Source organism: Embleya sp. NPDC127516, assembly GCF_044765325.1.
In the GTDB taxonomy this organism is placed as follows: Bacteria; Actinomycetota; Actinomycetes; order Streptomycetales; family Streptomycetaceae; genus Embleya.
Window position 1 is genome coordinate 164,953 of the sequence record NZ_JBIWJT010000012.1, and the last position, 21,680, is coordinate 186,632.

Annotated in this window: 20 protein-coding genes, 1 tRNA gene and 1 riboswitch; of the genes, 12 read left to right on the plus strand and 9 right to left on the minus strand. The window is 72.9% G+C overall.

Features of this window, described 5'->3' with window-relative positions; all coding sequences use genetic code 11:
• The first annotated feature begins 54 nt into the window (after positions 1 to 54).
• The 3 genes from ACIRL2_RS24180 (at position 55) to ACIRL2_RS24190 (ending at position 3,573) form a co-directional block, all read left to right on the plus strand.
• Entirely contained in the window at positions 55 to 1,686 is a 1,632-nt protein-coding gene (locus ACIRL2_RS24180) for an alpha/beta hydrolase (protein ID WP_395866721.1), read from the plus strand.
• Between the two features lie 178 nt (positions 1,687 to 1,864).
• Positions 1,865 to 3,415 (plus strand): alpha/beta hydrolase, encoded by a 1,551-nt coding sequence (locus ACIRL2_RS24185; RefSeq protein ID WP_402234468.1) that lies wholly within the window; start codon positions 1,865 to 1,867, stop codon positions 3,413 to 3,415.
• 81 nt (positions 3,416 to 3,496) lie between these two features.
• Positions 3,497 to 3,573 (plus strand) — tRNA-Thr (locus ACIRL2_RS24190).
• Between the two features lie 137 nt (positions 3,574 to 3,710).
• Here ACIRL2_RS24190 and ACIRL2_RS24195 read toward each other — a convergent pair.
• Both ACIRL2_RS24195 and ACIRL2_RS24200 read right to left on the minus strand, forming a co-directional pair.
• On the minus strand, positions 3,711 to 6,257 hold the full coding sequence (locus ACIRL2_RS24195; RefSeq protein ID WP_402234470.1) for an FtsX-like permease family protein: 2,547 nt from the start codon (positions 6,255 to 6,257) through the stop codon (positions 3,711 to 3,713).
• Positions 6,257 to 7,090, minus strand: coding sequence for an ABC transporter ATP-binding protein (locus tag ACIRL2_RS24200; RefSeq protein ID WP_402234472.1), 834 nt, complete (start codon positions 7,088 to 7,090; stop codon positions 6,257 to 6,259). Before ACIRL2_RS24200 ends, ACIRL2_RS24195 begins: the two co-directional genes overlap by 1 nt.
• 273 nt (positions 7,091 to 7,363) lie before the next feature.
• On the opposite strand from ACIRL2_RS24200, the gene ACIRL2_RS24205 reads away from it, so the two are divergent.
• Positions 7,364 to 7,558, plus strand: a complete 195-nt coding sequence (locus ACIRL2_RS24205) for a DUF5708 family protein (RefSeq protein WP_395866729.1) — start codon at positions 7,364 to 7,366, stop codon at positions 7,556 to 7,558.
• A gap of 202 nt (positions 7,559 to 7,760) precedes the next feature.
• Here ACIRL2_RS24205 and ACIRL2_RS24210 read toward each other — a convergent pair whose 3' ends face one another.
• Positions 7,761 to 8,306 carry an Ig-like domain-containing protein gene (locus ACIRL2_RS24210; RefSeq protein ID WP_395866731.1) on the minus strand — a complete coding sequence of 182 codons (546 nt, stop codon included), beginning with the start codon at positions 8,304 to 8,306 and terminating at the stop codon, positions 7,761 to 7,763.
• A 625-nt stretch (positions 8,307 to 8,931) separates the two neighbouring features.
• Positions 8,932 to 9,058, plus strand: a riboswitch (cobalamin riboswitch).
• 58 nt (positions 9,059 to 9,116) lie between these two features.
• On the opposite strand from ACIRL2_RS24210, the gene ACIRL2_RS24215 reads away from it, so the two are divergent.
• From ACIRL2_RS24215 to ACIRL2_RS24225, 3 genes are all read left to right on the plus strand, one after another.
• Positions 9,117 to 9,710, plus strand: a complete 594-nt coding sequence (locus ACIRL2_RS24215; RefSeq protein ID WP_402234474.1) for a cob(I)yrinic acid a,c-diamide adenosyltransferase — start codon at positions 9,117 to 9,119, stop codon at positions 9,708 to 9,710.
• Positions 9,686 to 10,501 carry a (2Fe-2S)-binding protein gene (locus ACIRL2_RS24220; protein ID WP_402234476.1) on the plus strand — a complete coding sequence of 272 codons (816 nt, stop codon included), beginning with the start codon at positions 9,686 to 9,688 and terminating at the stop codon, positions 10,499 to 10,501. Before ACIRL2_RS24215 ends, ACIRL2_RS24220 begins: the two co-directional genes overlap by 25 nt.
• A gap of 368 nt (positions 10,502 to 10,869) precedes the next feature.
• Positions 10,870 to 11,844 (plus strand): hypothetical protein, encoded by a 975-nt coding sequence (locus ACIRL2_RS24225; RefSeq protein WP_395866737.1) that lies wholly within the window; start codon positions 10,870 to 10,872, stop codon positions 11,842 to 11,844.
• Between the two features lie 88 nt (positions 11,845 to 11,932).
• Here the strand turns inward: ACIRL2_RS24225 and ACIRL2_RS24230 are convergent, their stop codons facing one another.
• The gene (locus tag ACIRL2_RS24230) at positions 11,933 to 12,718 is read right to left on the minus strand and encodes a phosphotransferase (RefSeq protein WP_402234478.1); all 786 of its coding nucleotides are present in this window, start codon (positions 12,716 to 12,718) and stop codon (positions 11,933 to 11,935) included.
• Between the two features lie 43 nt (positions 12,719 to 12,761).
• Complete coding sequence (locus ACIRL2_RS24235; RefSeq protein WP_402234480.1) at positions 12,762 to 13,049, minus strand: hypothetical protein; 288 nt, start codon at positions 13,047 to 13,049, stop codon at positions 12,762 to 12,764.
• Between the two features lie 261 nt (positions 13,050 to 13,310).
• On the opposite strand from ACIRL2_RS24235, the gene ACIRL2_RS24240 reads away from it, so the two are divergent.
• Positions 13,311 to 13,991, plus strand: coding sequence for an HAD-IA family hydrolase (locus tag ACIRL2_RS24240; RefSeq protein WP_395866743.1), 681 nt, complete (start codon positions 13,311 to 13,313; stop codon positions 13,989 to 13,991).
• A gap of 94 nt (positions 13,992 to 14,085) precedes the next feature.
• A complete protein-coding gene (locus ACIRL2_RS24245) occupies positions 14,086 to 14,793 on the plus strand; it encodes a L,D-transpeptidase (protein WP_402234482.1) in 708 nt (235 codons plus the stop codon).
• Between the two features lie 111 nt (positions 14,794 to 14,904).
• Here the strand turns inward: ACIRL2_RS24245 and ACIRL2_RS24250 are convergent, their stop codons facing one another.
• The 3 genes from ACIRL2_RS24250 to ACIRL2_RS24260 all read right to left on the minus strand — a co-directional run bounded on the left by ACIRL2_RS24250 (position 14,905) and on the right by ACIRL2_RS24260 (position 18,146).
• Positions 14,905 to 16,167 (minus strand): TerD family protein, encoded by a 1,263-nt coding sequence (locus ACIRL2_RS24250; protein WP_402234484.1) that lies wholly within the window; start codon positions 16,165 to 16,167, stop codon positions 14,905 to 14,907.
• Between the two features lie 144 nt (positions 16,168 to 16,311).
• Positions 16,312 to 17,235 carry a TIGR03619 family F420-dependent LLM class oxidoreductase gene (locus tag ACIRL2_RS24255; protein ID WP_395866749.1) on the minus strand — a complete coding sequence of 308 codons (924 nt, stop codon included), beginning with the start codon at positions 17,233 to 17,235 and terminating at the stop codon, positions 16,312 to 16,314.
• Positions 17,236 to 17,294: 59 nt separating this feature from the next.
• Positions 17,295 to 18,146 carry an SDR family NAD(P)-dependent oxidoreductase gene (locus ACIRL2_RS24260; RefSeq protein ID WP_402234486.1) on the minus strand — a complete coding sequence of 284 codons (852 nt, stop codon included), beginning with the start codon at positions 18,144 to 18,146 and terminating at the stop codon, positions 17,295 to 17,297.
• 109 nt (positions 18,147 to 18,255) lie between these two features.
• Between ACIRL2_RS24260 and ACIRL2_RS24265 the strand changes: the two genes are divergently transcribed.
• Together ACIRL2_RS24265 and ACIRL2_RS24270 are read left to right on the plus strand one after the other, a co-directional pair.
• Positions 18,256 to 18,672, plus strand: a complete 417-nt coding sequence (locus tag ACIRL2_RS24265) for a MarR family winged helix-turn-helix transcriptional regulator (RefSeq protein ID WP_395866753.1) — start codon at positions 18,256 to 18,258, stop codon at positions 18,670 to 18,672.
• 139 nt (positions 18,673 to 18,811) lie between these two features.
• Complete coding sequence (locus ACIRL2_RS24270) at positions 18,812 to 19,792, plus strand: LLM class flavin-dependent oxidoreductase (protein WP_395866755.1); 981 nt, start codon at positions 18,812 to 18,814, stop codon at positions 19,790 to 19,792.
• A 44-nt stretch (positions 19,793 to 19,836) separates the two neighbouring features.
• Here ACIRL2_RS24270 and ACIRL2_RS24275 read toward each other — a convergent pair whose 3' ends face one another.
• Entirely contained in the window at positions 19,837 to 20,595 is a 759-nt protein-coding gene (locus ACIRL2_RS24275; RefSeq protein ID WP_402234488.1) for a hypothetical protein, read from the minus strand.
• Positions 20,596 to 20,714: 119 nt separating this feature from the next.
• On the opposite strand from ACIRL2_RS24275, the gene ACIRL2_RS24280 reads away from it, so the two are divergent.
• The gene (locus ACIRL2_RS24280) at positions 20,715 to 21,593 is read left to right on the plus strand and encodes a metal-dependent hydrolase (RefSeq protein ID WP_402234490.1); all 879 of its coding nucleotides are present in this window, start codon (positions 20,715 to 20,717) and stop codon (positions 21,591 to 21,593) included.
• The last annotated feature ends 87 nt before the right edge of the window (positions 21,594 to 21,680 follow it).

Below are 21,680 nucleotides of genomic sequence, written 5' to 3' on the forward strand. Positions count from 1 at the left end.
CCGCAGCGCGTACCGCCCGTGCGCCGGGATGCGTTCGGATGGTAGGCAGTACGCGTGAAACGAATATCCAGGGTGGGACTCCTCGGCCGTGCGATCCCGGTCGTGCTCGCCGTCGCGGCAGTCGCGGGCTGTACGGTCGCGTCCGATCTCGGCGACGCGGCGGGCGGCGGGCGAACGGCCGCGGCCCCGCCCACGTCGGCCGGTGCCGGGGCGCCGGGCCCGCCCGGGGACCCCAATCCCGCGCTGGCGCGCTTCTACACCCAGCGGCCGACCTGGAAGGACTGCGAGACCGAGGACGCCGACCAGCGCAGCCAGGCCAAGGCGTTCCGCTGCGCGAGCTTCACCGTGCCGCTCGACTACTCCCAACCGACCGGGAAGACCATCGACATCGCGGTGACCCGCAAGAGCGCGGGCAAGCCCGGACAGCGGCTCGGCTCGCTGCTGCTCAACCCCGGCGGCCCGGGCGGCTCCGGGGTCGAGGCGGCGTGGTGGATGGCCGAGGACAACATCGGCAAGCCGCTCCAGGACGCCTACGACCTGGTCGGCTTCGACCCGCGCGGGGTCGATCGCAGCGCGCCGGTGCGATGCATGACCGACGCCGAGCGGGACGCGTACGTGGCCGAGGACCTGCCCGACGACCCGGTACAGGCGGAGGCCCGGTCCAAGGAGCGGGACAGGACGTACGCGGCGGAGTGCCAGAGCCGATCCGGCGAACTGCTGCCCTTCGTCGGCACCGACAACGCCGCGCGCGACATGGACATCCTGCGCGCGGCCCTGGGCGACGCGAAGCTCAACTACATCGGCTTCTCGTACGGCACCTACCTGGGCGCCACCTACGCGGAACGTTTCCCGGCCCGTACCGGTCGGCTCGTCCTGGACGGCGCGGTGGACCCGGCCGCGGACAACCTGAGCGCGTCGGTCGAGCAGCAGGTGGGCTTCGAGCGGTCGCTGCGCCGGTTCGCCGAGGACTGCGCGGGCCGCGCCGGCTGCCCGCTGGGCAACGACCCGAAGACTGCGGCGACCAGGGCCGCCGACTTCCTGGACGGGCTCCAGGACCAGCCGCTCGTCGGCCGGAGCGGGCGCAAGCTCACCTCCAGCCTGGGTTGGATCGGCGTGATCAGCCTGCTGTACGGCGACAAGGACACCGCCTGGAAGTACCTGCGCGACGCGCTCACCGACGCGATGGTGCGGCGGTCGCCGGAGGGGCTGCTGTTCTATGCCGACAACTACAACGGGCGGGACGAGCAGGGGCGGTACGACAACAGCTCGGACGCGTTCGTCGCGATCGGCTGCGCGGACGGGAGCGGCGACGCGCCGACGCCGCAGCAGGTGCAGACGGCGCTGGCCCGGCTCAGGGCCGAGGCCCCGCTGTTGTCGCGCGACGTCACAACCGAGGACCTGACCGGGCAGAGCTGTGAGGACTGGCCGTTCAAGTCGCCGACCAAGCCGCACGCGATCCGGGCGCCGGGGAGCGCGCCGATCCTGGTGGTCGGTACGACGGGCGACCCGGCGACGCCGTACGCCTCGGCCGAGAAGCTGGCGAGCCAGTTGGCCGACGCGACGTTGTTGACCTTCGAGGGTGAGGGGCACACCGCGTACGGCGGCAACAGCACGTGCGTGGACGGGGCGGTGGAGGGCTACCTGCTGCGCGGGACGATGCCGGCGAAGGGGAAGCGGTGCAGTTGATCGGCGGCCGGTGATCCGTGGTCGGCGGTCCCCGGCCGGTGGTCGGGGACCGCGCGGTTGCGTGGCCTCGCGGCCGCGTCGTTGGGGAGTATCGCTCGGCTGCGTGGTTACCCTCCCCAGGAGGCGCACGGTCGTACCGGGCCGACGGTTGTACCGGTCTAGCGGAGGAGCGGGTCGCATGCTGCGGGGTTCGTGCGCGAGGATCGCCGCGGCGGCGGTCGGCCTGTTGTTGGTGGCCGGATGCGATTCGGGCTCGTCGTCGAAGTCGCCGGACCGGATCGCGGACTCGGACAAGGCGCCGGTGACCGGTGACCCGGACGGCAGGGTCGGCGAGAAGGCGCCGCCGACCGCGGCGGCCGAGCCGATCGGGTGGACGGCGTGTGCCGGCGGCTTCCAGTGCGGCACGCTCCAGGTGCCGCTGGACCATGCCAAGCCCGACGGCCCGAAGATCAAGCTCGCGGTGATGCGGAAGCCCGCCACCGGCCCGAATCGGATCGGTTCGCTGGTCCTGAACCCGGGCGGCCCGGGCGGCTCGGGCCTGGACTTCGCGCAGTACGCGGCCATGCGGTATCCGGCCGACCTGCGCAAGCGCTTCGACATCGTCGGCTTCGATCCGCGCGGGGTGGGCCGCAGCACCGCGATCGGATGCCTGACCGACAACGCGATGGACGCGTTCACCCAGCTCGACGCGACACCGGACACTCCCGCCGAGGAACAGGCGTGGGTGGACGGCACCCGTTCCTACGCGCAGGCCTGCGCCGACAAGTCGGCCGATCTGCTCGGCCACGTGAGCACCGTCGACGCGGCGCGCGACCTGGACCTGCTCCGCGCGTCGCTGGGCGACGCCAAGCTCCACTACCTGGGCGCGTCCTACGGGACGTTCCTCGGCGCGACCTACGCCGAGCTGTACCCGAACCGGGTCGGCCGGCTGGTCCTGGACGGCGCGATGGACCCCAGCCAGTCGCCGACGGCCGCCAACAAGGTGCAGGGCGGCGGCTTCGAGACCGCGCTGGCGGCGTTCCTGGACAACTGCGTCGACGGCGGTTCGTGCTCGCTGGGCGCGACCCGCGAGGCCGGGCTGACCAGGATCCGGGGCCTGCTGCAACAGCTCGACGCACGCCCGCTGCCGGGCGACGCGACCCGCAAGGTCACCGAGTCGATCGCGACCACCGGCATCCTGTCGCCGCTGTACTCCAAGGAACAGTGGCCGGCCCTGCGCCAGGCGCTGGACGCGGCACAGCGCGGCGACGGGGAGCCGCTGCTCGAACTCAACGACCAGTACTACGAGCGCGGCCAGGACGGAAAGTACAGCAACCTGATGTCCGCCAACGCGGCGGTGAACTGCCTGGACGCCCCACCCGCGGCCACGTCCCGCGCGGACGTCGAACGCGACCTGCCCGGCTACCTCGCCGACTCCCCGACCTTCGGCCGCAACCTCGCCTGGGCGGGCCTGACCTGCGCCTCCTGGCCGGTCCCGCCGACCGGCAAGCCACACCCGATCAAGGCCGAGGGCGCCGCCCCGATCCTGGTGGTGGGCACTACCCGCGACCCGGCCACCCCGTACGTGTGGTCCCAATCCCTGGCCGCCCAACTGGCCTCCGGCAACCTGCTGACCTACGACGGCGACGGCCACACCGCCTTCGGTCGAGGCAGCAACTGCGTCGACCGCACGGTCGTCGACTACCTCACCCAGGGCACCGTCCCCACCAAGCCCAAGACCTGCCGCTGACCCCCGACAAACGCGCGTGTGGACCACCCCGACGGGTGTGTACACTCATTCCCTGTCGCCACCTTCAAGGTGGGCGGACAAGCCGCCTTAGCTCAGTCGGCTAGAGCGACGCACTCGTAATGCGTAGGTCAAGGGTTCGACTCCCTTAGGCGGCTCCATCACAAAGGCCCGGGTCACTTCATGGTGACCTGGGCCTTTGTCATGTTCGGAGGTGGCTCGCGGTGGCGGGGTCGTCGCGTCGATGGGGCTGCCCGGGTGGTGGTGGGAGCCGGCTTCCGAACGCGCCCTCGCTCCGTCAGGCCTGGGCCGCCGTGACCGGGTTCGTGCGCAGGGCGTTCCAGGTGGGCAGGAGGGTGGCCGCGAAGGTGAGTGTGGCCGCTGTGGCGACCACGGTCGCGTAGATGGTGATCGGGCCGGTGGGGAGCCAGGAGTCGGTGAGCGAGAGGCTGTAGGGGATCACCGCCGCGGCCGCCGCGGCCGTGCCCAGGATCACGCCGATCAGCGTGGTGAGCGTGGCCTCGACCGCGGCCATGTGCATGATCTGGCCGCGGGTCGCGCCGTTCAGGCGTTGCAGGCCGAACTCGCGGCGCCGGTTGTGCGTGGCCAGGATCAGCGAGTTGATCAGGGCCAGCGTGGTGTAGAGGGTCAGCATGCCGATGATCAGGTAGTTGGCCCAGGCCTGGGTCTTGGACTCCTCGGCGTGCGTCTCCAGCAGCGCGTCCCGGGAGGCGGCCCGAACGCCCGGATGCTCCTTGGCCCATGCCCCGAGCGAGGCGACCAGCCGGTCGGGGTCGGTGCCCTCGGCCGCGCGCACCAGGATCTGCGCGGGCAGCCCGTTCGTGGTGTGCGGCGCGAGCAGGGACACCGGCAGCAGCAGCGAGTCGTAGCCCGGCCGGCTCTCGAACAGCGCGACCACGCGCACGTCCACCGAAGCGCCGTCGCCCAGCCGCACGCGGACCGTGTCACCGAGCCCGCGATGGATCGACCGGGCCAGACCCCGAGGGATCGCCACGGTATTGCCGCGCAACTCGGACAACGACCCGGAGGTGGCCGTCACAGCCGTGGCGGAAAGGCCGAACTCGGCATCCACACCCTGGAGTTGCAGGCCGTGCCGACCGTCCGGCGCGGTCCGCGGCTGCTCGATGAAGCCTTCGCTCGCGGCGTACGCGCTCGCGCTCGCGACGCCCGGAATGCCCCGTACCCGCTCGGCCAGAGCCGGGTCGAGACCGCCGCCCGCACCGGTCAGCACGGCGTCGGCGCGCAGGCTTTCCGTGTACACCCGCTCGGCGTGCGTGGTCGTGGTGGTCTGCAGGTACAACTGGCCGGTGCTGATCGCCACCGCGAGCATGATCGGCGTCACCACGGCGGCCGTCCGCACCGAGGTGATCCGTGAGCCGAGCATCGCGATCCGGCCGGACTCGCCGGTCAGCGCGCCGAGCGGAAGGGACAACACCCAGGTGAGCAGCTTGGTCAGGCCGGGGGCGAGCAGGGCCAGGCCGATCGCGGCGCAGATCACCGCCGGGCCCGCCGTACTCCCGGCGATCGGGCCCTCCAGGACGAGCACGGTGACCAGGCCCAGCGCGGTGGCGCCGGCCAGCGCGATCAGCGCGAGCACGAATCGGAACCAGTTGAACCAGCGCTGCTGGAGCGCGGATTCGGCGAGCGCCTCGGTCGGCTTCGCGGTCACCGTGCGCCGCGCGCCGATGAAGCCGCCGACCAGTGCGGTCAGCAGCACCGCGCCCGCCGCCGCGACCGCCGGGATCCAGCCCTGCTCGAACCGCACCGTCTCGGCGACCATGCCGGACGCCACCAGTCGGTCGAAGAGCACCCGACCGGCGGCGGGTCCGGTGAACCATGCGACGCCCGCCGCGAGCACGGTCACCAGGAACGTCTCGCCGAGCAACATCCTGCGCAGCTGACGCGGTGTCGCGCCGATCGCGCGCATCAACGCGAACTCGCGGCGGCGCTGCTGTACGGACAGCCCGATCGTGCCGGCCACCACGAACACCGCGACCGCGACGGCCAGCCCGCCGAAGACGCCCGCCAGCGAGATCAGGTCGGACTTGTCCGCCAAAATCTCGGGGTACTCGACCGCGCCGCGATCGTCGCCGGCGAGGATTCTGGCCCGGTCCTCGTTCAACGCGCCGGCGACCCGCTTGCGCAGCGCGCCGAGATCGGCGCCCGGGTCGGCCACGATCGCGATGTCGGCGATGGTGCCGGCGGGTGCCGCGAGCCGCTCGGCCTCGGCCGCCGCGAAGAACATGGTGGCCCGCGGGACGGTACGCGCCGGCTGCGCGATGCCGGTGACCCGGTACGCGGCCGAGCCGCCGTGTGCGGCGATCTCGACCCGATCGCCCACGGCGACGCCCGCGCGGCGCGCGAGCGCGGCATCCAGGACCACCTCGTCCGGCCCGATCGGCGCGGCCCCTCGGGTGAGCGCGTACGGCGTCAGCGCCGCCGACTCCCAGGCGTGCCCCTGTGCCTTGCGACTGCCGCCGGCGCCGGTCAGCGCGGTCTCGAAGGTGCGTTCGCCGACCGCCGCGCGCACACCCTCCAGGCCCCGCACCCGATCCACGAGCCGCGCGTCCAACGGCACCCGCTCGGCCAGGGCGAAGTCCCGCTCCCGGTCCCCGGATCCGTCGCGTGGGCCGGTGAAGGTGGGATCACCGATCACCAACAGCGAGGCTTGGGCCAGGCGTTGCGGTGGCGCGTTGTTGCGTACGCCGGTCTCGAGCAGCCCGCCGCAGGCCATCACCACGGTCGCGCCGAGGCACAGCGCGACGAAGGTGGCGACGAAGCCACCGGCCCGGAAGCGCAACGTGCGCAGTGCGAGCCCCCACATCAGCGGATCCCGCCGAACGTCGGCCGCCCACCCGGGAGCGGGGCTTTCGCGAACGCGCCCAGGTGGGTCATGCGTTCGGCGATCGCGTCCACGGTCGGCGCGTCCAGCCGGTCGGCGATCCGGCCGTCGGCGAGGAAGACCACGTGGTCGGCGAAGGATGCGGCGATCGGATCGTGCGTGACCATCACGATGGTCTGGCCGTCGGTTCGCACGGACTCCCGAAGCAGACCCAGCACCTCGGCCGCCGTCCGGGTGTCCAACGCCCCCGTCGGCTCGTCCGCGAACAGCACGGCGGGGCGCACGGCCAGCGCGCGGGCGATCGCCACTCGTTGTTGCCGGCCGCCGGACAACTCGTGCGGCCGGTGCCGGGCGCGGTCGGTCAGGCCGACGCGCGCGATCACCTCGGGGATCCGCCGATGGTCGGCGCGCTTGGCCGCGAACCGCAGCGGCAGCGTGATGTTCTGCTCCACCGTGAGGGTGGGCAGCAGGTTGAACGCCTGGAAGACGAAACCGATCCGCTCCCGACGGAGCCTGGTCAGCGCGTTCTCGTTCAGCTCGGCGAGGTCTCGGCCGGCCACCGCGACCGTGCCCGACGTGGGTCGGTCCAGGCCGGCCGCGCAGTGCAGGAAGGTGCTCTTGCCGGAGCCGGACGGACCCATCACGGCGGTGAACGACCCGTGTTCGAAGGCGAGGGTGACCCCGTCGAGGGCGGCGACCTGGGCCGAGCCCTTGCCGTACACCTTGCGCACCGCGTCGAGCCGGACGGCCGGTGCCCCGGCACCCTCCCGCTCGTCCCCGATCGTGTGTCGTGGCCGTGTCGGTCGCCCGCTCACGTTCGTCCCTCCGCCGTTCCGGCCGCTCCCCGTTCACGGCACCGGATCCACGCTAGGAGCGTGCAACGGGCGTGCCCATGGGGCTGGCCGCCCTCCGGGGGTGGGGCCCGCCCCCATTCCCGGAGGCCCCGACGAACCCACCGGCCGCGGCGAACCCGGACAGGGCCTAGGCCGAAGTGTGTACGCCGGTTCGTTCCCGCGGAGGGCGTGCCGGGCCGGGGCCCGGACCTAGCCTCATAGCCGTACCCGCAGGTCGAGTGGAGGAGGAAGACCGTGGCGAAGGCACGCGGCTCGTTGACGGCCGGCCTGTTGAGCGCGGTGGTGGGCGGAGCCCTGAAGCTGTTCGCGGACGACGTGGACACACCGGTGGTCGCGCTCGGGAAGATCGGTGTCGTGTTGCTGATCGTCGGCATCGCCGAGCTGCTGTACGGGCTCTACCAGCTCACCCAGGAGGCCCGGAAGGGCTGACCGGGGCGACACCGGCCGGACCGAGGAGGCCCGGAGGGGCCGATCGGGGTGACGAGCCTGGGAAGGGCCATCAGACCGAAGAACCCCGGAGCAGCCGATCGGGGGAAGAGCCCCGGAAGGGCGATCAGGCCGAAGAACCCCGGAACAGCCGCCGATCCGGGCACGGAACCCCGAACGGCCGATCGAAGCGACCCGGGCCCGCTCAGCCGGGCCGCCGCCGGCCCGGCCGCCGGTGGGCGACGAAGGCCAGGACACCCGCCCCGAGCAGGGCCGAGCCGAGGAAGGCCACGAGCAGCGACCCGCCGCCCGGATCGATCCCGGCGCGCGGACGCGCCGCCGACGCGGCGGAGGGCGCGCGGAGTTCGTCGACGCCGCGATGGACGCCGAGCTTGCCCGCCCGGGTCTCGACCGGCCGGCCGGACGCTCCGGGGCCGGCCGCCACGTCGATCCGCACGCTCGCGGTGGCCTCGCGGCCGAGCCGGTCGACGATCGTGTAGCGAAAGTTGTCGCGTCCGGTGAAGCCCGGCCCCGGCGTGTACCGCAGCACCGAATTCGCGTCGCCCCGCTCGTCCGGCTGGAGCACCAGGCCGTGTTCGGGATTGGTGTACGACAGCACGACCAGCCCTTCGCCGGAGTCGCCGGCCAGGACCGGGACGTCCACCGACTGCCCGGCGCGAGTGCCCACCCGATCGGCGACGGCACGCGGGACGGGTGGCAGGTTCGGCTCGGGCTGGTCCCTGGACCGCACCCGGTCGCCGGACCCGACGGGGCGCCCGGCGCCGGCGCTCAACAGCGATGCGGATGGGGTGGGGCCTGCCGTCCCCGCGCCGAGGGGTCCGGCGGGCGGGGCGGTATGTCCCGACCCGGCGTCGAAGTCCGCAGCGGAAGGAGTCGGCCGCGCCGAGCCGGCATCGAAGAGCGGTACGGAGGAGGTGAGATGCATCCCCTCGGGACCGAACCACCCCGCGCAGGCGGCTGGATGCCCCGACCCGGCTCCGAACAGCGACACACAACACGCCAGGAGCACGCCCGCTCGACGTACCCGACCCACCCGACGCGTCGGACCGGCTGGTTCAGGTGTTCCGGACACCGTGGACACGCATACCTCCGGCACTGATTTCCCGGCACGGCCGGATCGCGGATCGACTCACCGGCACCCTCCGGTGCCCGTCGGCACCCTTCGGCGCCGATACCGCCGGGCCGACGCCGGCCGAGGGAGCCGCTCTCGGAATCCGATCCTGGGCTTTACCCGCGCCGGTCCGGGGCTCGGCGCGCGGACCGGCGGCAAGCTTCACCCGCACGCGTGGTCCGGATCCGACGGTGGACCGGGCCCGTCGCGCGTGTCATGGTGGGAGGCGCAAGGCGACGGCGGTACGAGGAAGCCGGTGTGAATCCGGCGCGGTCCCGCCACTGTGATCGGGGAGCGACTCCCGAACCGGCCACGGCCCCGAGACGGGTCGGAAGGCCGGGAGGAGCGATGATCCGAGAGCCAGGAGACTCACGTCGTCGCCACCTCACCAACCGGGGCGGATTTCCCCGAGAGAGGCCGGTGCCGACCATGTCCTTGGTTTTGAGCCGGATCTACACCCGTACCGGCGATGCCGGCACGACCGCGCTGGGCGACAACTCCCGTACGCGCAAGACCGATCCGAGGTTGGCGGCGTACGCCGACACGGACGAGACCAACGCGGCGATCGGGGTCGTGCTCGCGCTCGGCGACCCGCAACCGCAGACGCGCGCGGTACTGGCGCAACTGCAGCACGACCTGTTCGACGTCGGCGCCGACCTGTGCGCGCCGATCGCCGTGGGGGACACCCGGCTGCGGATCACCGAGGCGGACGTGGCCCGGCTGGAGGAGCACTGCGACGCGTTCAACGCGGAACTGGCCGCGCTGCGTTCCTTCGTACTGCCCGGCGGCAGCCCGGCCGCGGCCCTGCTGCACGTGGCCCGCACCTCGGCCCGACGTGCCGAGCGCTCGACCTGGGCGCTGATCGAGGCGGACGAGCGGGCGACGGCAGGCGGTGCCGCGACCGTCAACCCGCTCACCGCGCGCTACCTCAACCGGTTGTCCGACCTGCTGTTCGTCCTCGCCCGGCGGGCCAACGCCGACGGTGCGGGTGATGTGTTGTGGCGTCCGGGCGACAGCCGCTGACCGGCGGGCGGTCGCGGTCCCACGGCGGCGGGCCGCTGCGCCGGCTCGCCGACGTGGGGCCCTACTTCGAGCTGCGGACCGGACCGATCACCGACGGCGCGGGCTTTCGGCCGTTGGCCGAGCTGTACGACCCGGCCGCGCCCGCCGCGTGGGCGGCCCGGGTGGAGCACGTACGGGCCCGGCTGCGGACCGAGGAACCGCGTGTCGCCGCGTCGATCCTGTATCTGGGCGTGGCCTCGCGGCTGTGGTCGGTGGCACTGGGTGCGGCGGTGCTCGGCCGGGTGGTGCCCGACCTGGATCCGGCCCGGACGTACTGGCGCTTCCCGGACGCCGGGCCGGTCGAGTTGTGGGCGCCCGATCCGGAGCCGGCGCCGGTGCCGGACGATCGCTCGGGGATCGAGCAGCTGCACGACGCGGTGCTGGTCGGGCATCTGGTGCCGCTCGCCGGGGCGACCCGAGCGGTGGTGCCGGTCGCCGAGCGGCTGCTGTGGGGCAACGCCGCGTCGGCCCTGGTCGGCGCGGCCCGCGTGTTGCACCGGCACCTGGCTCCGACCGAGCCGGAACTCGTCGCGACCACACGCGTGTTCGCCGACGGCCTGTTGGCCGCAGGCCGGTTGCGTGGAACCGGCCTGCACGGTGCGCTCGGCGCGTTCCGCCGCACCACGTGCTGCCTGTACTACCGGATCCCCGGGGGCGGTACGTGCGGCGACTGTGTCTTCCACGACAAGCCGCCGCGGCCGACCCGGACCCGGATCGGGTCGTCGGCATCGGGTCGGGGGAACGCGGGCTGAGCACCGTCGGCCTGCCCGTTCGGTTCGCTCGGGGCACCGGGAACCGTGTGTCGGGTCCCGCGCGGAGCGGCCGATCGGGTGAATCGGTCGGACACGCCGAGCCGCGCATCCGGGTGACATTCCCGGATCCTCGGCCCGGTTGTTTCTAGCCTCGGCCACGAGACACCGAATCCGGCATCGACGAATGCGAACGCCGGGGCCGTGTCCTCGGTCCTGCCGGGTCTGCGCCCCCGGCAGGATCGGGGAGACGGCCCCGGCCGTCGAAGGCCCGCCGAGGACGAATGACCGGGCGCCCCCGGGGCAGGCGCCAGGCGCGGTCCTCGGCGGTGACGCGAGGACATCGAGACCGTGAAGAGGAGTACGCACCGATGAGTACCCCAGGCCGAGACTCCGGCGGCAGGTCCGCGTCGCGCGATCCCGACGAGGTCGCCGCGTTCCCGACCGTCCTTCCCCCCGCCGTCGAATCACCCACGCAGAGCGCACTCCCGCAGCAGGAGCCGACGCTGAGCCGCAAACGTGAGCAATTGGATCACGCGGTGGAGGAGTTGACCCAGGCCGAGCCGCCCGAGACGGTGCACCGCAAGGTGGGTGAGGCCGCGGAGCAGGTCGGCCGAGGAAGCGACCGTGCCGCGGGGCGGGCCCGACGCCGGGCCGAACGGCTCGAAGCGGCGGCCGGCGAAGCCGTCGAACAGGCCGCGGGCACCGTCCGCGACCGGGCCGGGGAGGCCAAGGACGCCGCCCGTGACCGGGCCGGGCAAGCGAAGGACGCCGCGCGGGAGGGGGCCGGGCAGGCCAGGAAGGCCGCCCGCGATCGGGCCGAGCAGGCCAAGGACGCCGTCCAGGACCGAACCGAGCACGCCAAGGACGCCGCGCGGCAGCGGGTCGAGCAGGCCAAGGAGACGGCCCGACACAAGACCGCGAAGGCCAAGGAGGCGGTCGGCCACCGCGCCGAAGAGCTCATCGAAGCGGCCGGACACCGCGCCGAGCAGGCCAAGGAAGCCGTCGAGCACCGGGCCGGAGAGCTCAAGGAAGCGGCCGGACACCGCGCCGAGGAACTCAAGCAATCGGCCGGACACCGCGCCGAGGAGCTCAAGGACGCGGCCGTGCACAAGGCCGGTCAGGCCCGCGAGCTGGCCGGTGACCGGGTCGGACACGCCAAGGACCGCACCGTCGAGGTCGGACACACCGCCGGCAACCAAATCTTCGACCACACCCCGGACCCGCTCCGGCACGCGACCCTCACCGGCTCGGCGGAGATCCGCCGGCGCCCGGTGCCGGCCGCCGCCGCCGCGGTCGCGACCGTGCTCGTCCTGATCTGGGCGATCCGCAGGTCGCGCCGCTGAATCGACCGCACCGACCGCCCGGCCGCACCCGCCGCCCCGGCCGCCCCGACCCTCGGGCCGGTGCGCCGGGCGCGGCAGGGAACCCGGATCAACGGCCCACCGCGTCCTCGGTCCACTTCCGCAACATCCGCCGGGTCGCCGCGTCCGCACCGGGTCCGTACTTCGCGGGCGCCGTCGCCGCGATCGCGATCCGCACGTCCGCCTCGGCCCGTTCCGCGCCCCGCGCGTACTCGGCCGGCAGCGTGGCGTCCAGGGTCGCGGCCAGCTCGGGATCGGCCGCGTGCGCCAGGATCAACCCGGTCAGGTCCTCACCCGGCAGCCCATAGCCCGCGTGCGACCAGTCGAGCAGTACGACGTCCTCGTCGCGCGCGATCAGGTCCACCGGCCGCAGGTTCAGATGGCAAGGCACGTACGGCAGTTCGAGGGTCCGGGCGGCCAGTGGTCCGACCGGCGGCGGGCGCTCGAACAGCCAGGAGGGCCCGGCCGGTCGGGGGACGGCCTGCGCGGCGCCGAGTCGCCGGGCGAAATCGGCCCACCGGGTGACGTTCCACGTGGTTCCGGACCGCCCGCGCACGAAGTCCAGCCACAGCGCGACCGACCCGTCCTCGCGCGGATCCGCGCGCAGTCGCCGAGGCGCGGTCAGCCCGAAGTCGGCGTAGACGCTGTGCGCGAAGCCGCTCTCGTACGCCTCGACCTCCCGGGCCCAGTAGCGCGGATTGGCCGCCGCGGTGCCGTCCGGTGTCGCGAGCTTGAGGACCGCGTCCGCACGGCTGCCCAACACGTGCCACACGTCGGCGTGTGTGGACAGCGGTGTGGCGCCCAGCGGGGAGCCCAGTTCGGGCGGTACGGACTCGATGCGCACCGGCGGCGGCACGGCGGACTCACTCAGGGTCGGCTCCGGGACGGGGGACCGGCGGTCAGCGGAAGACCGGGGCTCGGGGCGGGCGCCGGCGGCCGATGTGATGCCGGTAGGCGAGCAGCGAGGTCGAGCGACGGGCGTGCCGCGGTCGACCCGATCGCACGGTGTGCCCGGCCGGCCGGGGCACGGTGGGCAGCGGGGTCGGGATGGCGGCCGCGGCCACCGCGGCGGGTTCGACCGCCGGTCGCGCGGTGGACGGCACGGGCACGGGCAACGGGGTCGGCGGCGGCGGGGTCAGCGAGCCCAACATGCGGTCCTCGAGCCAGGAGAGCCCGGGTATCAGCAAGAACATCACGATCGGTGCAAGCAGAGCGAGGACCAAGTACATGATTGCCGCCTGGGGGTGAGCGCGTCCGGGCCGTAGTGAGCACCTAGCCGGTGACGATCAGCGCAAACGTGACAGTTAGGCAACGAGGGCCGTTGACCCAGGTCCGAAGATGATCGATTTCGATCAATAGCTGAGCCATGTGGGTGATCGATCAACCCGACGTGATCATGAGCCGGGAAGGCCTCGACGCTCCGCCGCCGTTCCTGACAGCCTGTTCGGATGGCGAACGACGGCACCACGCTCGACTGTGACGCGATCCTGTTCGATCTCGACGGAGTGTTGGTGGACTCCCACCCGCTGATCGAACGCATCCTGCGGGCGTGGGCGGCCGATCGCGGCGTGGACCCGGACGCGGCGGTCGCGGCGTCGTACGGCCGCCGCGACATCGACCTGGTGCGCGTGGTCGCCCCCACGCTGGACGCCGAGGTCGAGGCCGGGTGGATCGTCGAGCGCGAGGAGCGCGAATTCACCGGCATCATCCCGATCCCCGGTGCGGCCGGGCTGCTCGCCGCACTGCCCGCGGCGCGTTGGGCCATCGTCACGTCGGGCACCCGCAAGGTGGCGAGCGGGCGACTGCGCGCGGCGGAACTGCCCGAACCGGTGTACATGGTCACCGCGGAGGACGTTCGCGAGGGCAAGCCGGCCCCGGAGGGCTACCTGCGTGCGGCCGGTCTGCTCGGCGTACGACCGGACCGCTGCCTGGTGGTGGAGGACGCGGAGAGCGGTGTGCGGGCGGCGGAGGCGGCCGGGATGCGTTGCCTGGGCATCGGTGCGGCCCTGGCCGGGGGCGAGATCGGCGCCGCGTTGGACGCGTGGGCCGCGGACCTGCGTCCGGTCGATCCCGAAGTGGTCACGGCAGGACATGTCCGGCTGAACATTCACCCGAATGGGTCAAACTAGGGACGCAACCTCTGGGGCCCCATCCGCGTCTACAAGGGAGCACGACTCGGGGAACACTCCACATTTGGGTTTGGGTCGGGAGAGGCACCACTCGATGAAGAAGACTCGTATATCCCTCGCGGTCACCGTGACGGCGATCCTGGCCTTGTCGGCCTGCAACTCCGGCTCGTCGAGCGATTCGACCGCGAAGGCCGGTGCGCAGTCGCCGCTGCCCGTGACCTCCTCCTCCGCACCGGTGACGCCGGCGCCCGAGAGCACCGCCCCGACCTCGGCCCCGCCCACGAGCAGCGCGCCGAGCAGCGCCACGCCGTCGGCGAGCCAGAGCACGGCCAAGCCCGCCACCAGCAGCAAGCCGCCGACCACCAAGCCGCCGACGAGCAAGCCGCCGACCACCAAGCCCGCCCCGCCCAAGCCGCAGGCCGGACTGGACGATCGGTGCCTGACCGGCCGGGCGATCTGCATCGACAAGCGCACCGACCGCCTCACCTGGGTGATCGACGGCAAGGCCCAGTACTCGACCGACGTACGCTTCGGCTCGGCCGAGACGCCGACCCGCGAGGGCGCGTTCAGCGTCAACTTCAAGAGCCGCGACCACGTTTCGACGCTGTACCACACGCCGATGCCGTTCGCGATGTTCTTCTCCGGCGGCCAGGCCGTGCACTACTCGGCCGACTTCGCCGCCCGCGGCTACAACGGGGCCTCGCACGGCTGCGTGAACGTGCGGGACAAGGGTCTCGTGCAGCGGTTGTTCAACGAGACGCGCGTCGGCGACAAGGTGATCGTCTACCGCTCGGCCAAGTAGGCCGCACACCGCCGTACCACCGGCCGGAGCCCGATGCCCGGTCGGTGCCCGGCCGGTCCGGCTACCGCTCGGCCACGACGACCGAGCGGTAGCGACCCACCGGGTGAGGGATCAGCGCTCGCGCGGCGAGCGCACCGTCTTGAACTCCGCCGGACCCGCGCCCATTTCGAAGGTGCCGTCCGCGTAGAGCATCGGGCGACGCTCCTGCATCAGCTTGGAGTACTTCTCCACGTGCTGGATCGACACGCCGTCGGGGTCGGTGAAGTCGACCAGCGCGATGGCCACCCAGAACACCGCGCGCTTGTTGTTGAACAGCGGCACGTTCACCGTCGAACCCTGGCCGTCGGTGACCTCGGCGTGCGCGCCGTAGGACTTGAAGCTGCCGAAGCCGTTCTCGACCGCGCTGTACGCGCAGATGAGCACGTAGCCCTGCTCGTCCGGCCGGGTGATCCGGACCGTCTCGCGGCCGGGGACGCGCGAGTCGCCGTCCAGTTGGATGTACGGCGCCGAGGTCAGGCTGCCGAGCTCGCGGTAGTAGATCACCCCGTCGCCGCCCTTCTTGGCGCCCACCTTCGACCTGGGCACGAACAGCGCGTACAGGTCCAGGTCGGCGCCCGTCTTGCGGCGCGCGTCGTTGCCGCCGTCCCAGACCAGGGACGCGGTGACGGTGACCGAGCGGTCGCCCTTGTCCATGCTGATCGTCGCGCGGCCGCCCTTGGCCAGGTCGACCCGGCCGAGCGGCTCCTTGGCCATCGAGATCGGCGCGGGCGCGGCCGGCGCGGGAGCCGCGGCGGGCTCCTTGACCATCACGTGGGCCGGCGCGGCGGGCGCGGGGGCCGGCTCGGGCTCCGGCTCGTCCTCGACCGAGATGCCGAAGTCGGTCGCCAGCCCGGCGAGTCCGCTCGCGTAGCCCTGACCCACCGCGCGCACCTTCCACGCGTCGCCGCGGCGGTACAACTCGACCAGGACCGCGACCGTCTCGCCACCGGCGAAGGCGTCCGGCGTGTAGGCGATCCGCGCGTCCCCGGACACGGTGGTCGCGCCCAGGCCCGGCACCTGGCCCAGGGTCGCCCCGGGGCGGTCCGCGTCCGAGCTGACCACGACCACCACCTGGGCGATCTCTGCGGGCAGCTTGGCCAATTCGACGCTGACGTGGGTGGTGCCCGAGGGCCCGGGCGCGGTGCGCACCGCCCCGTCGCCGCCGACCGGATTGTTGAAGAAGACCAGGTCCTCGTCGGTGCGCACCTTGTGCGCGTCGGTCAGGAGCACGGCGGACACGTCCACGACGTCGGCCGAGCCCCACCCGATCGAGACCTCGGCGCGGTCGCCGGTCAGGGGCGCGTTGGCCCCGGTGGGCAGCGTGACGTCGGACATGGAGGGCCCTCCCGCGTTGGACAAAGGCGCCGTATCGCGCCCTGACCAGGGCAACGACCCTCCCGCCGACGACGTTCCGCAAACCTCGAACTTTCCCCAAGCCGGGGTAAAGCCCCCAGGTGGCCGGCCGCGTCCGCGGGCGGCTCAGCGCCCGGACACCACCTTGTCGAACAGCTCCCTGGCCTCGGCGAAGAACGCGGGCGCGCCCTCGGGCCCGGTACAGAACACCTGGATGGGCAGGTGCACGGCGGTCGCGCCGGCGGCGATCACCTCGGCCGCACCGGCCATCGTGCGGGCCAGGTCGAACCGTCCCGCGTCGTCCTTGACCATCGGCAGCGGGCCCTGCACACCCAGCGCCCGCGGGTCGCGACCGGCCGCGGCGAGCGCCTCGCGGATACGGACCACGTCCCGGGCCATGTCGGCGGTGGACAGGCCCATGATCGGAATCCAGCCGTCGCCGCTGCGCACGATGCGATCCAGGTTTCGCTTGTTCAGCGTGCCGCCGATCCACAGCGGCACACCGCCGGGCTGCGCCGGCTGCGGCGCGCAATAGGCGTCGGTGAAGTTCACCGTCGGGGACGCGAAGGACGCGGGCAGGTTCGTCCACAACGCCTTGCACGCCGCGAGCGTGTCGGTGAGCAGTTGTCCGCGCGCGTCCCAGTCGATCCCGGCCGCGTCGTACTCCTCGCGCTGCCACCCCGTGGCCACGCCCAGTTCCAGCCGCCCGCCGGAGATCTGGTCCAGTGTCGCCGCCGTCTTGGCGAGCAGCGTCGCGCCGCGCAGCGGGGCGACCAGGATGCCGGTGGCCAGGCGCACGTTCGAGGTGACCGCGGCGATCGCGGCGAGCAGCGTGAGCGGTTCGGGCCAGGCCGCCTCGGGCGGCGTGGGGAAGCGACCCCACGTGTAGTTGTGCGTGTTGGGGCCCATCACCACGTGGTCGACCAGGACGATCCGGTCGATGCCCGCGTCGTCGGCGGCCCGGCCGACGTCCACGAAGCCGCGCCAGTCGTCGGCGGGCCAGGTGCCGAAGTTCGGCAGGCCGATGGAGAGTTGCACGTCGGTGGTCATCCGGATGCTCCGTCGCGTTCGAAGTGGGGTGGGGGTAGGGCAGGGGTTTCGGGGATGGTTCAGGGTGAAGCGGCGTACGGGTCGCGTCCCGCGATCGCCGCGTCGATCACCGCGTCGCCGAGCGCGGCCCGGGCGTACTTCTCGAAGGACGGCGCCCGGCGCAGTTCGTTGCCGCCGTCCACGGCCAGGCTCTGGCCGGTGGTCCAGGACGATTCCGGGCCGGCCAGGTGGCGGACGGTCTCCGCGATGTCCTCGGGCAGGCCGGTGCGGCCCAGCGGCTTGTTCGCCAGGAAGCGCGCGAGCATCTCCTCGTCGCGGAAGATCCGGGCGTCCTCCTGCGAGCGCACCAGGCCGGGGCGGACCGCGTTGACCCGGACGCCGGCCGCGCCCAGTTCGTCCGCGGCGGCTCGGACCAGGGCCTCCAGGCCCGCCTTCCCGGCCGCGTAGCCGCTCAGGAACGGCATGGTCAGCTTGGCCGCGGTCGAGGACACGCACACGATGGCGCCGCCGCCGCGTGCGGCGATCACGGGCGCGGCGTACTTGATCGCCAGGAACGCGCTGTGCGTGTTGCGGTGCAGGTCGGCCAGGAACGCGTCGTCGTCCATGGCCAGGATCGGCGCGGTGCTCCCGCCGCCCACCGTGGCCACGCAGACGGCGAGTTCGGGGCCCGCCACGCGGACCGCCGTACGGATCCCGTCGGTGCCGCACACGTCCGCCGCGACCACGCGCACCTCGGTGCCGGCCGGGGCCTGCGCGCGCAGCCGTTCGGCGGTCTCGGTGAGCGCGTCGGCCCGGCGGGCGGTGAGCGTGACCGAGCAGCCGTCACGCAGCAGCCGCGCCGCGCACGCGGAGCCGATGCCGCCGCTGCCACCGGTGACCAGGGCCATCCGGCCGGCCAGGATTGCGGACATGGACGGGTGCCTCCCGGGACGACCAAGAGAACTGACGGCGTGTCAGTTCCATGCCGACGTTACACCTCGAATCATTCGAGCTGTAACGAAGTTCGGCTAGAGTGTGGCCATGACCACGGGGGAAGGCGAGCTGCCGGGACTGACCGCGCTGCTCTACGCGGCCACCGCACGGCTGGACGCGCACTTCGCCGCGTGTGCCGGCGCGGTCGGCCTGACCGCGTCCCAGGCGAACGCGGTGCACGAACTCGCCGAACCGCTGGGCATGCGCGAACTGGGTCGGCGGATGTGCTGCGAGCCGCCCAACGTGACCTTCGTGGTGGACCGGCTGGCGGAGCGCGGCCTGGTCGAGCGCCGACCGCATCCCGGCGACCGTCGCGCGAAGCTGATCGCGCTCACCCCGGCCGGCGCCGACCTGCGCGAGCGCCTGTTCGCCGGCCTCGCCCAGGACCCGCCGCTGACCGGCCTGCCGGACGCCGACCGGCGCGCGCTGCGGGTCCTGCTGGACCGGGCGCTGCGCGGGGACTGACCGGCCGCATCGGCCGATCGCCGCCGGCGCTCGTTCGCGCCGCCCCTGGTTCTCCTCGACCCGCGCGACTAACCTGACGCCCCATCAGAGAGTGCGGCGCCGATCACCTCGGCGGTGGCGCCGGGGACAGGAGTACGGCATGGCTGTGTTCGCGCTGCGTTTCGACTTCCGCAATCCGGCTTTCGCCGGGACGAGCATGGGGGAGCGCTACGCGGCGGCACTCGACATGGTCGAGTGGGCCGACCGGCACGGGTTCTTCATGGTGACGCTGTCCGAGCACCACGGCTTCGCCGACGGATACCTGCCCGCCCCGCTCCAGTTCGCCGCCGCGATCACCGCGCGGAGCCGGAACATGGGCGTGACCATCGCGGCGATACCCGCGCCGCTGCACGACCCGCTGCACCTGGCCGAGGAACTCGCGGTGCTCGACCTGCTCAGCCAGGGCCGGGTCAACGTGGTGCTCACCAACGGCTACGTCGACGCCGAGTTCGCGATGTACGACGTGCCGATGCGCGAGCGGGTCAAGCGCACCGTGGAGACCGTCGAGACACTGCGCAAGGCGTGGACGGGCGAGGAGTTCGAGTTCCGCGGCCGGACCGTGCGGGTGACCCCGGAGCCGTTTCAGAAGGGCGGACCGCCGATCATCCTCGGCGGCAGCGTCGAGGCCGCCGCGCGCCGCGCCGCGCGGATCGCCGACGGGTTCATGCCCTCGAATCCGGCGATCTGGGAGTTCTACCGGGACGAGAAGGTCAAGCTCGGCGAGGAGGACCCGGGCCCGTACTTCGGCGGCGACACCAGCTTCTTCCACCTCTCGAACGATCCCGACCGGGACTGGGACAGGATCGCGCCGCACGCGCTGCACGAGGTCAACGCCTACGGCGAGACGATGGCGAAGGCGGGCACGTCGGGTGTGGGCGGCTACGCGAGCGTCACCGACGCCGACGAACTGCGCGCGGGCGGTCAGTACCGGGTGATCACACCCCAGACCCTGGTGGCCGAGCTCAAGGCCCAGGGCGACGCGGCGTTCGCGATCCTGCACCCGATGATGGGCGGCATCCCGCCCGAGCTGGCGTGGGAGAGCCTGCGCCTGTTCGAGAACGAGGTGCTGCCCAACCTGTAGACCGGCGACGCGTCGGGGCGGCCCGCCTGGCCGCCCCGCACGTCCTACCGGTGCGGCGCGCCCGCCACGAAGTCCTTGGTGTGGTCCCACCACGTGCGCCGGTCGGGCGGGAAGCGGCGCAACGAGCGGGCCAGCTTGGTGTCCGCGTGCGGCGAGGTGCGCCCCGGGCCCTCCTTGTACCGCCAACGTGCCCACGGCGACTCGGGCTTGGCGATGCGCATCGCCGACACCATCGCGACGAACGGCACGAACACCCCGATCAGACCGGTGGCCACCTTCCCCTTGGCCAGCGCGCACAGCGCGAAGGTCAGGTTGAACACGACCACCGTCGCGGCCACCGGCTTGCTGTCGCCGTCGCCGAGGCCGAGCGGGTTGGCGCCGACGAACAGCAGCAGCCCCATCGCGGCGGTGATCAGCACCGCGTCCACCGACTTGCGGCCGTCCGCCGCCCAGTACACGTCGTCCAGGTGCACGAGCAGCGCGAACTCGTCCAGCGTGAGTGCGGCGCCCATCCCGAAGAACCCGGCGAGCACCTGCCGCAGCGCGCCGCCCGGCTCGTAGGCGAACTCCAGCGCGCCCGCGATCAACATCAGGAAGATCCCGTACACCTGGTGGTGCACGTGCACCTTGCCCACCATCATGTTCCGGAACGGGCCCTTGCCCGCCCGGATCAGCCGGGTGATCAGTCGCGTCACGGCGAAGGTGAAGATGAACGCGACGAGCATCCAGCCGACGCCGTGTGGCCCGGCCTCGGCGTCGCCCGCCAGCCCCGTCGTGGTCGAGATCCAGCCTTGGTCGTGCACAGACCCGTCCCTGCTCGCGATTCCCGTGTGAGGAGGATTGTCCATGATCGAATGGACCGAACGGCGCCACCGCCGCACCGGTGCGACGGCGACCGGATCGAATCGAGGTTAGGACGCGCATGGCCCTCCCCACGACTTCCACCGAGGTGACCTTCCCGGCGGGCGCCGGCACCGGCACCACACCGATCCTGGCCGCGCCCGTGCTGCCGGACGGGCGGACCGCGCTGGTGGTCGCGCGCACCCCGTTCCACCCGCTGGACCACACCTGGCCGGACCAGCCCGCCGACACCGGGGTGATCCGGGTGGCGGGCGCGGAGTTGGCCGTGGCGGACTGCGTGACCGGCGCGGTCGGCCCGGACGGGGAGTTCGCGGTGGGCGAGGCGATCCCGGTCCGGCGCGGCGACGAGGACTGGTCCTGGCTGGTGCTGCACGTGCTCGCGCAGGCTCCCGGCGATCCGGACGACCTGGTCGGGGCGAGCGCCGAACTGATCGTGGACGCCGAGCGTCGGGCCGCGCTGAGCGCCGCGCACACCTCCTGCCACCTGCTGGCCTTCGCGCTCAACGCGGTACTCGCGCCGCGCTGGCGCAAGGAGGTGCGTACCGACAGCCTCGGCCGCCCCGACTTCGACAACCTGGCGATCACCTCGTCCCGGATGGACGTGGGCGGCAGCCGCGACGACTACCGGATCGGCAAGTCGCTGCGGAAGAAGGGCTTCACCGCGGATGGCCTGGCCCAGGACCTGCCCGGCGTGCGTGACGAGGTCGAGGCGCTGCTCGGACAATGGCTGAAAACCGACGCCGAGGTGCGGATCGAGGTGCCCGGCCCGGCGCTCACCGCCCGCCGGGTGTGGCACTGCGGACTGCCGGACGGCGACGCGCACATCCCGTGCGGCGGCTCGCACCTGGGCCGGCTCGGCGAACTGCGCGCCCTGGCGATCGAACTGACCCTGGACGAGGACGGCGCGCTGGTCGCGCTGACCCGGCCCGAGCGCGTCTGACCCGACCCGGCGAATTCCTCCACCGCACCCCCGGGAACCGGTCCCACGCTGCGGACGTTACCTTCGGAAGGAATTCTCTTTGCCTAA

What these genes read in the sequence shown, in the direction of transcription:
- ACIRL2_RS24185 (WP_402234468.1), top strand. Translation starts at nt 1,865, where the DNA reads ATGCTGCGGGGTTCGTGCGCGAGGATCGCCGCGGCGGCGGTCGGCCTG.
- ACIRL2_RS24195 (WP_402234470.1), bottom strand. Translation starts at nt 6,257, where the DNA reads ATGTGGGGGCTCGCACTGCGCACGTTGCGCTTCCGGGCCGGTGGCTTC.
- ACIRL2_RS24215 (WP_402234474.1), top strand. Translation starts at nt 9,117, where the DNA reads ATGTCCTTGGTTTTGAGCCGGATCTACACCCGTACCGGCGATGCCGGC.
- ACIRL2_RS24225 (WP_395866737.1), top strand. Translation starts at nt 10,870, where the DNA reads ATGAGTACCCCAGGCCGAGACTCCGGCGGCAGGTCCGCGTCGCGCGAT.
- ACIRL2_RS24240 (WP_395866743.1), top strand. Translation starts at nt 13,311, where the DNA reads ATGGCGAACGACGGCACCACGCTCGACTGTGACGCGATCCTGTTCGAT.
- ACIRL2_RS24245 (WP_402234482.1), top strand. Translation starts at nt 14,086, where the DNA reads ATGAAGAAGACTCGTATATCCCTCGCGGTCACCGTGACGGCGATCCTG.
- ACIRL2_RS24250 (WP_402234484.1), bottom strand. Translation starts at nt 16,167, where the DNA reads ATGTCCGACGTCACGCTGCCCACCGGGGCCAACGCGCCCCTGACCGGC.
- ACIRL2_RS24255 (WP_395866749.1), bottom strand. Translation starts at nt 17,235, where the DNA reads ATGACCACCGACGTGCAACTCTCCATCGGCCTGCCGAACTTCGGCACC.
- ACIRL2_RS24260 (WP_402234486.1), bottom strand. Translation starts at nt 18,146, where the DNA reads ATGTCCGCAATCCTGGCCGGCCGGATGGCCCTGGTCACCGGTGGCAGC.
- ACIRL2_RS24265 (WP_395866753.1), top strand. Translation starts at nt 18,256, where the DNA reads ATGACCACGGGGGAAGGCGAGCTGCCGGGACTGACCGCGCTGCTCTAC.
- ACIRL2_RS24270 (WP_395866755.1), top strand. Translation starts at nt 18,812, where the DNA reads ATGGCTGTGTTCGCGCTGCGTTTCGACTTCCGCAATCCGGCTTTCGCC.
- ACIRL2_RS24280 (WP_402234490.1), top strand. Translation starts at nt 20,715, where the DNA reads ATGGCCCTCCCCACGACTTCCACCGAGGTGACCTTCCCGGCGGGCGCC.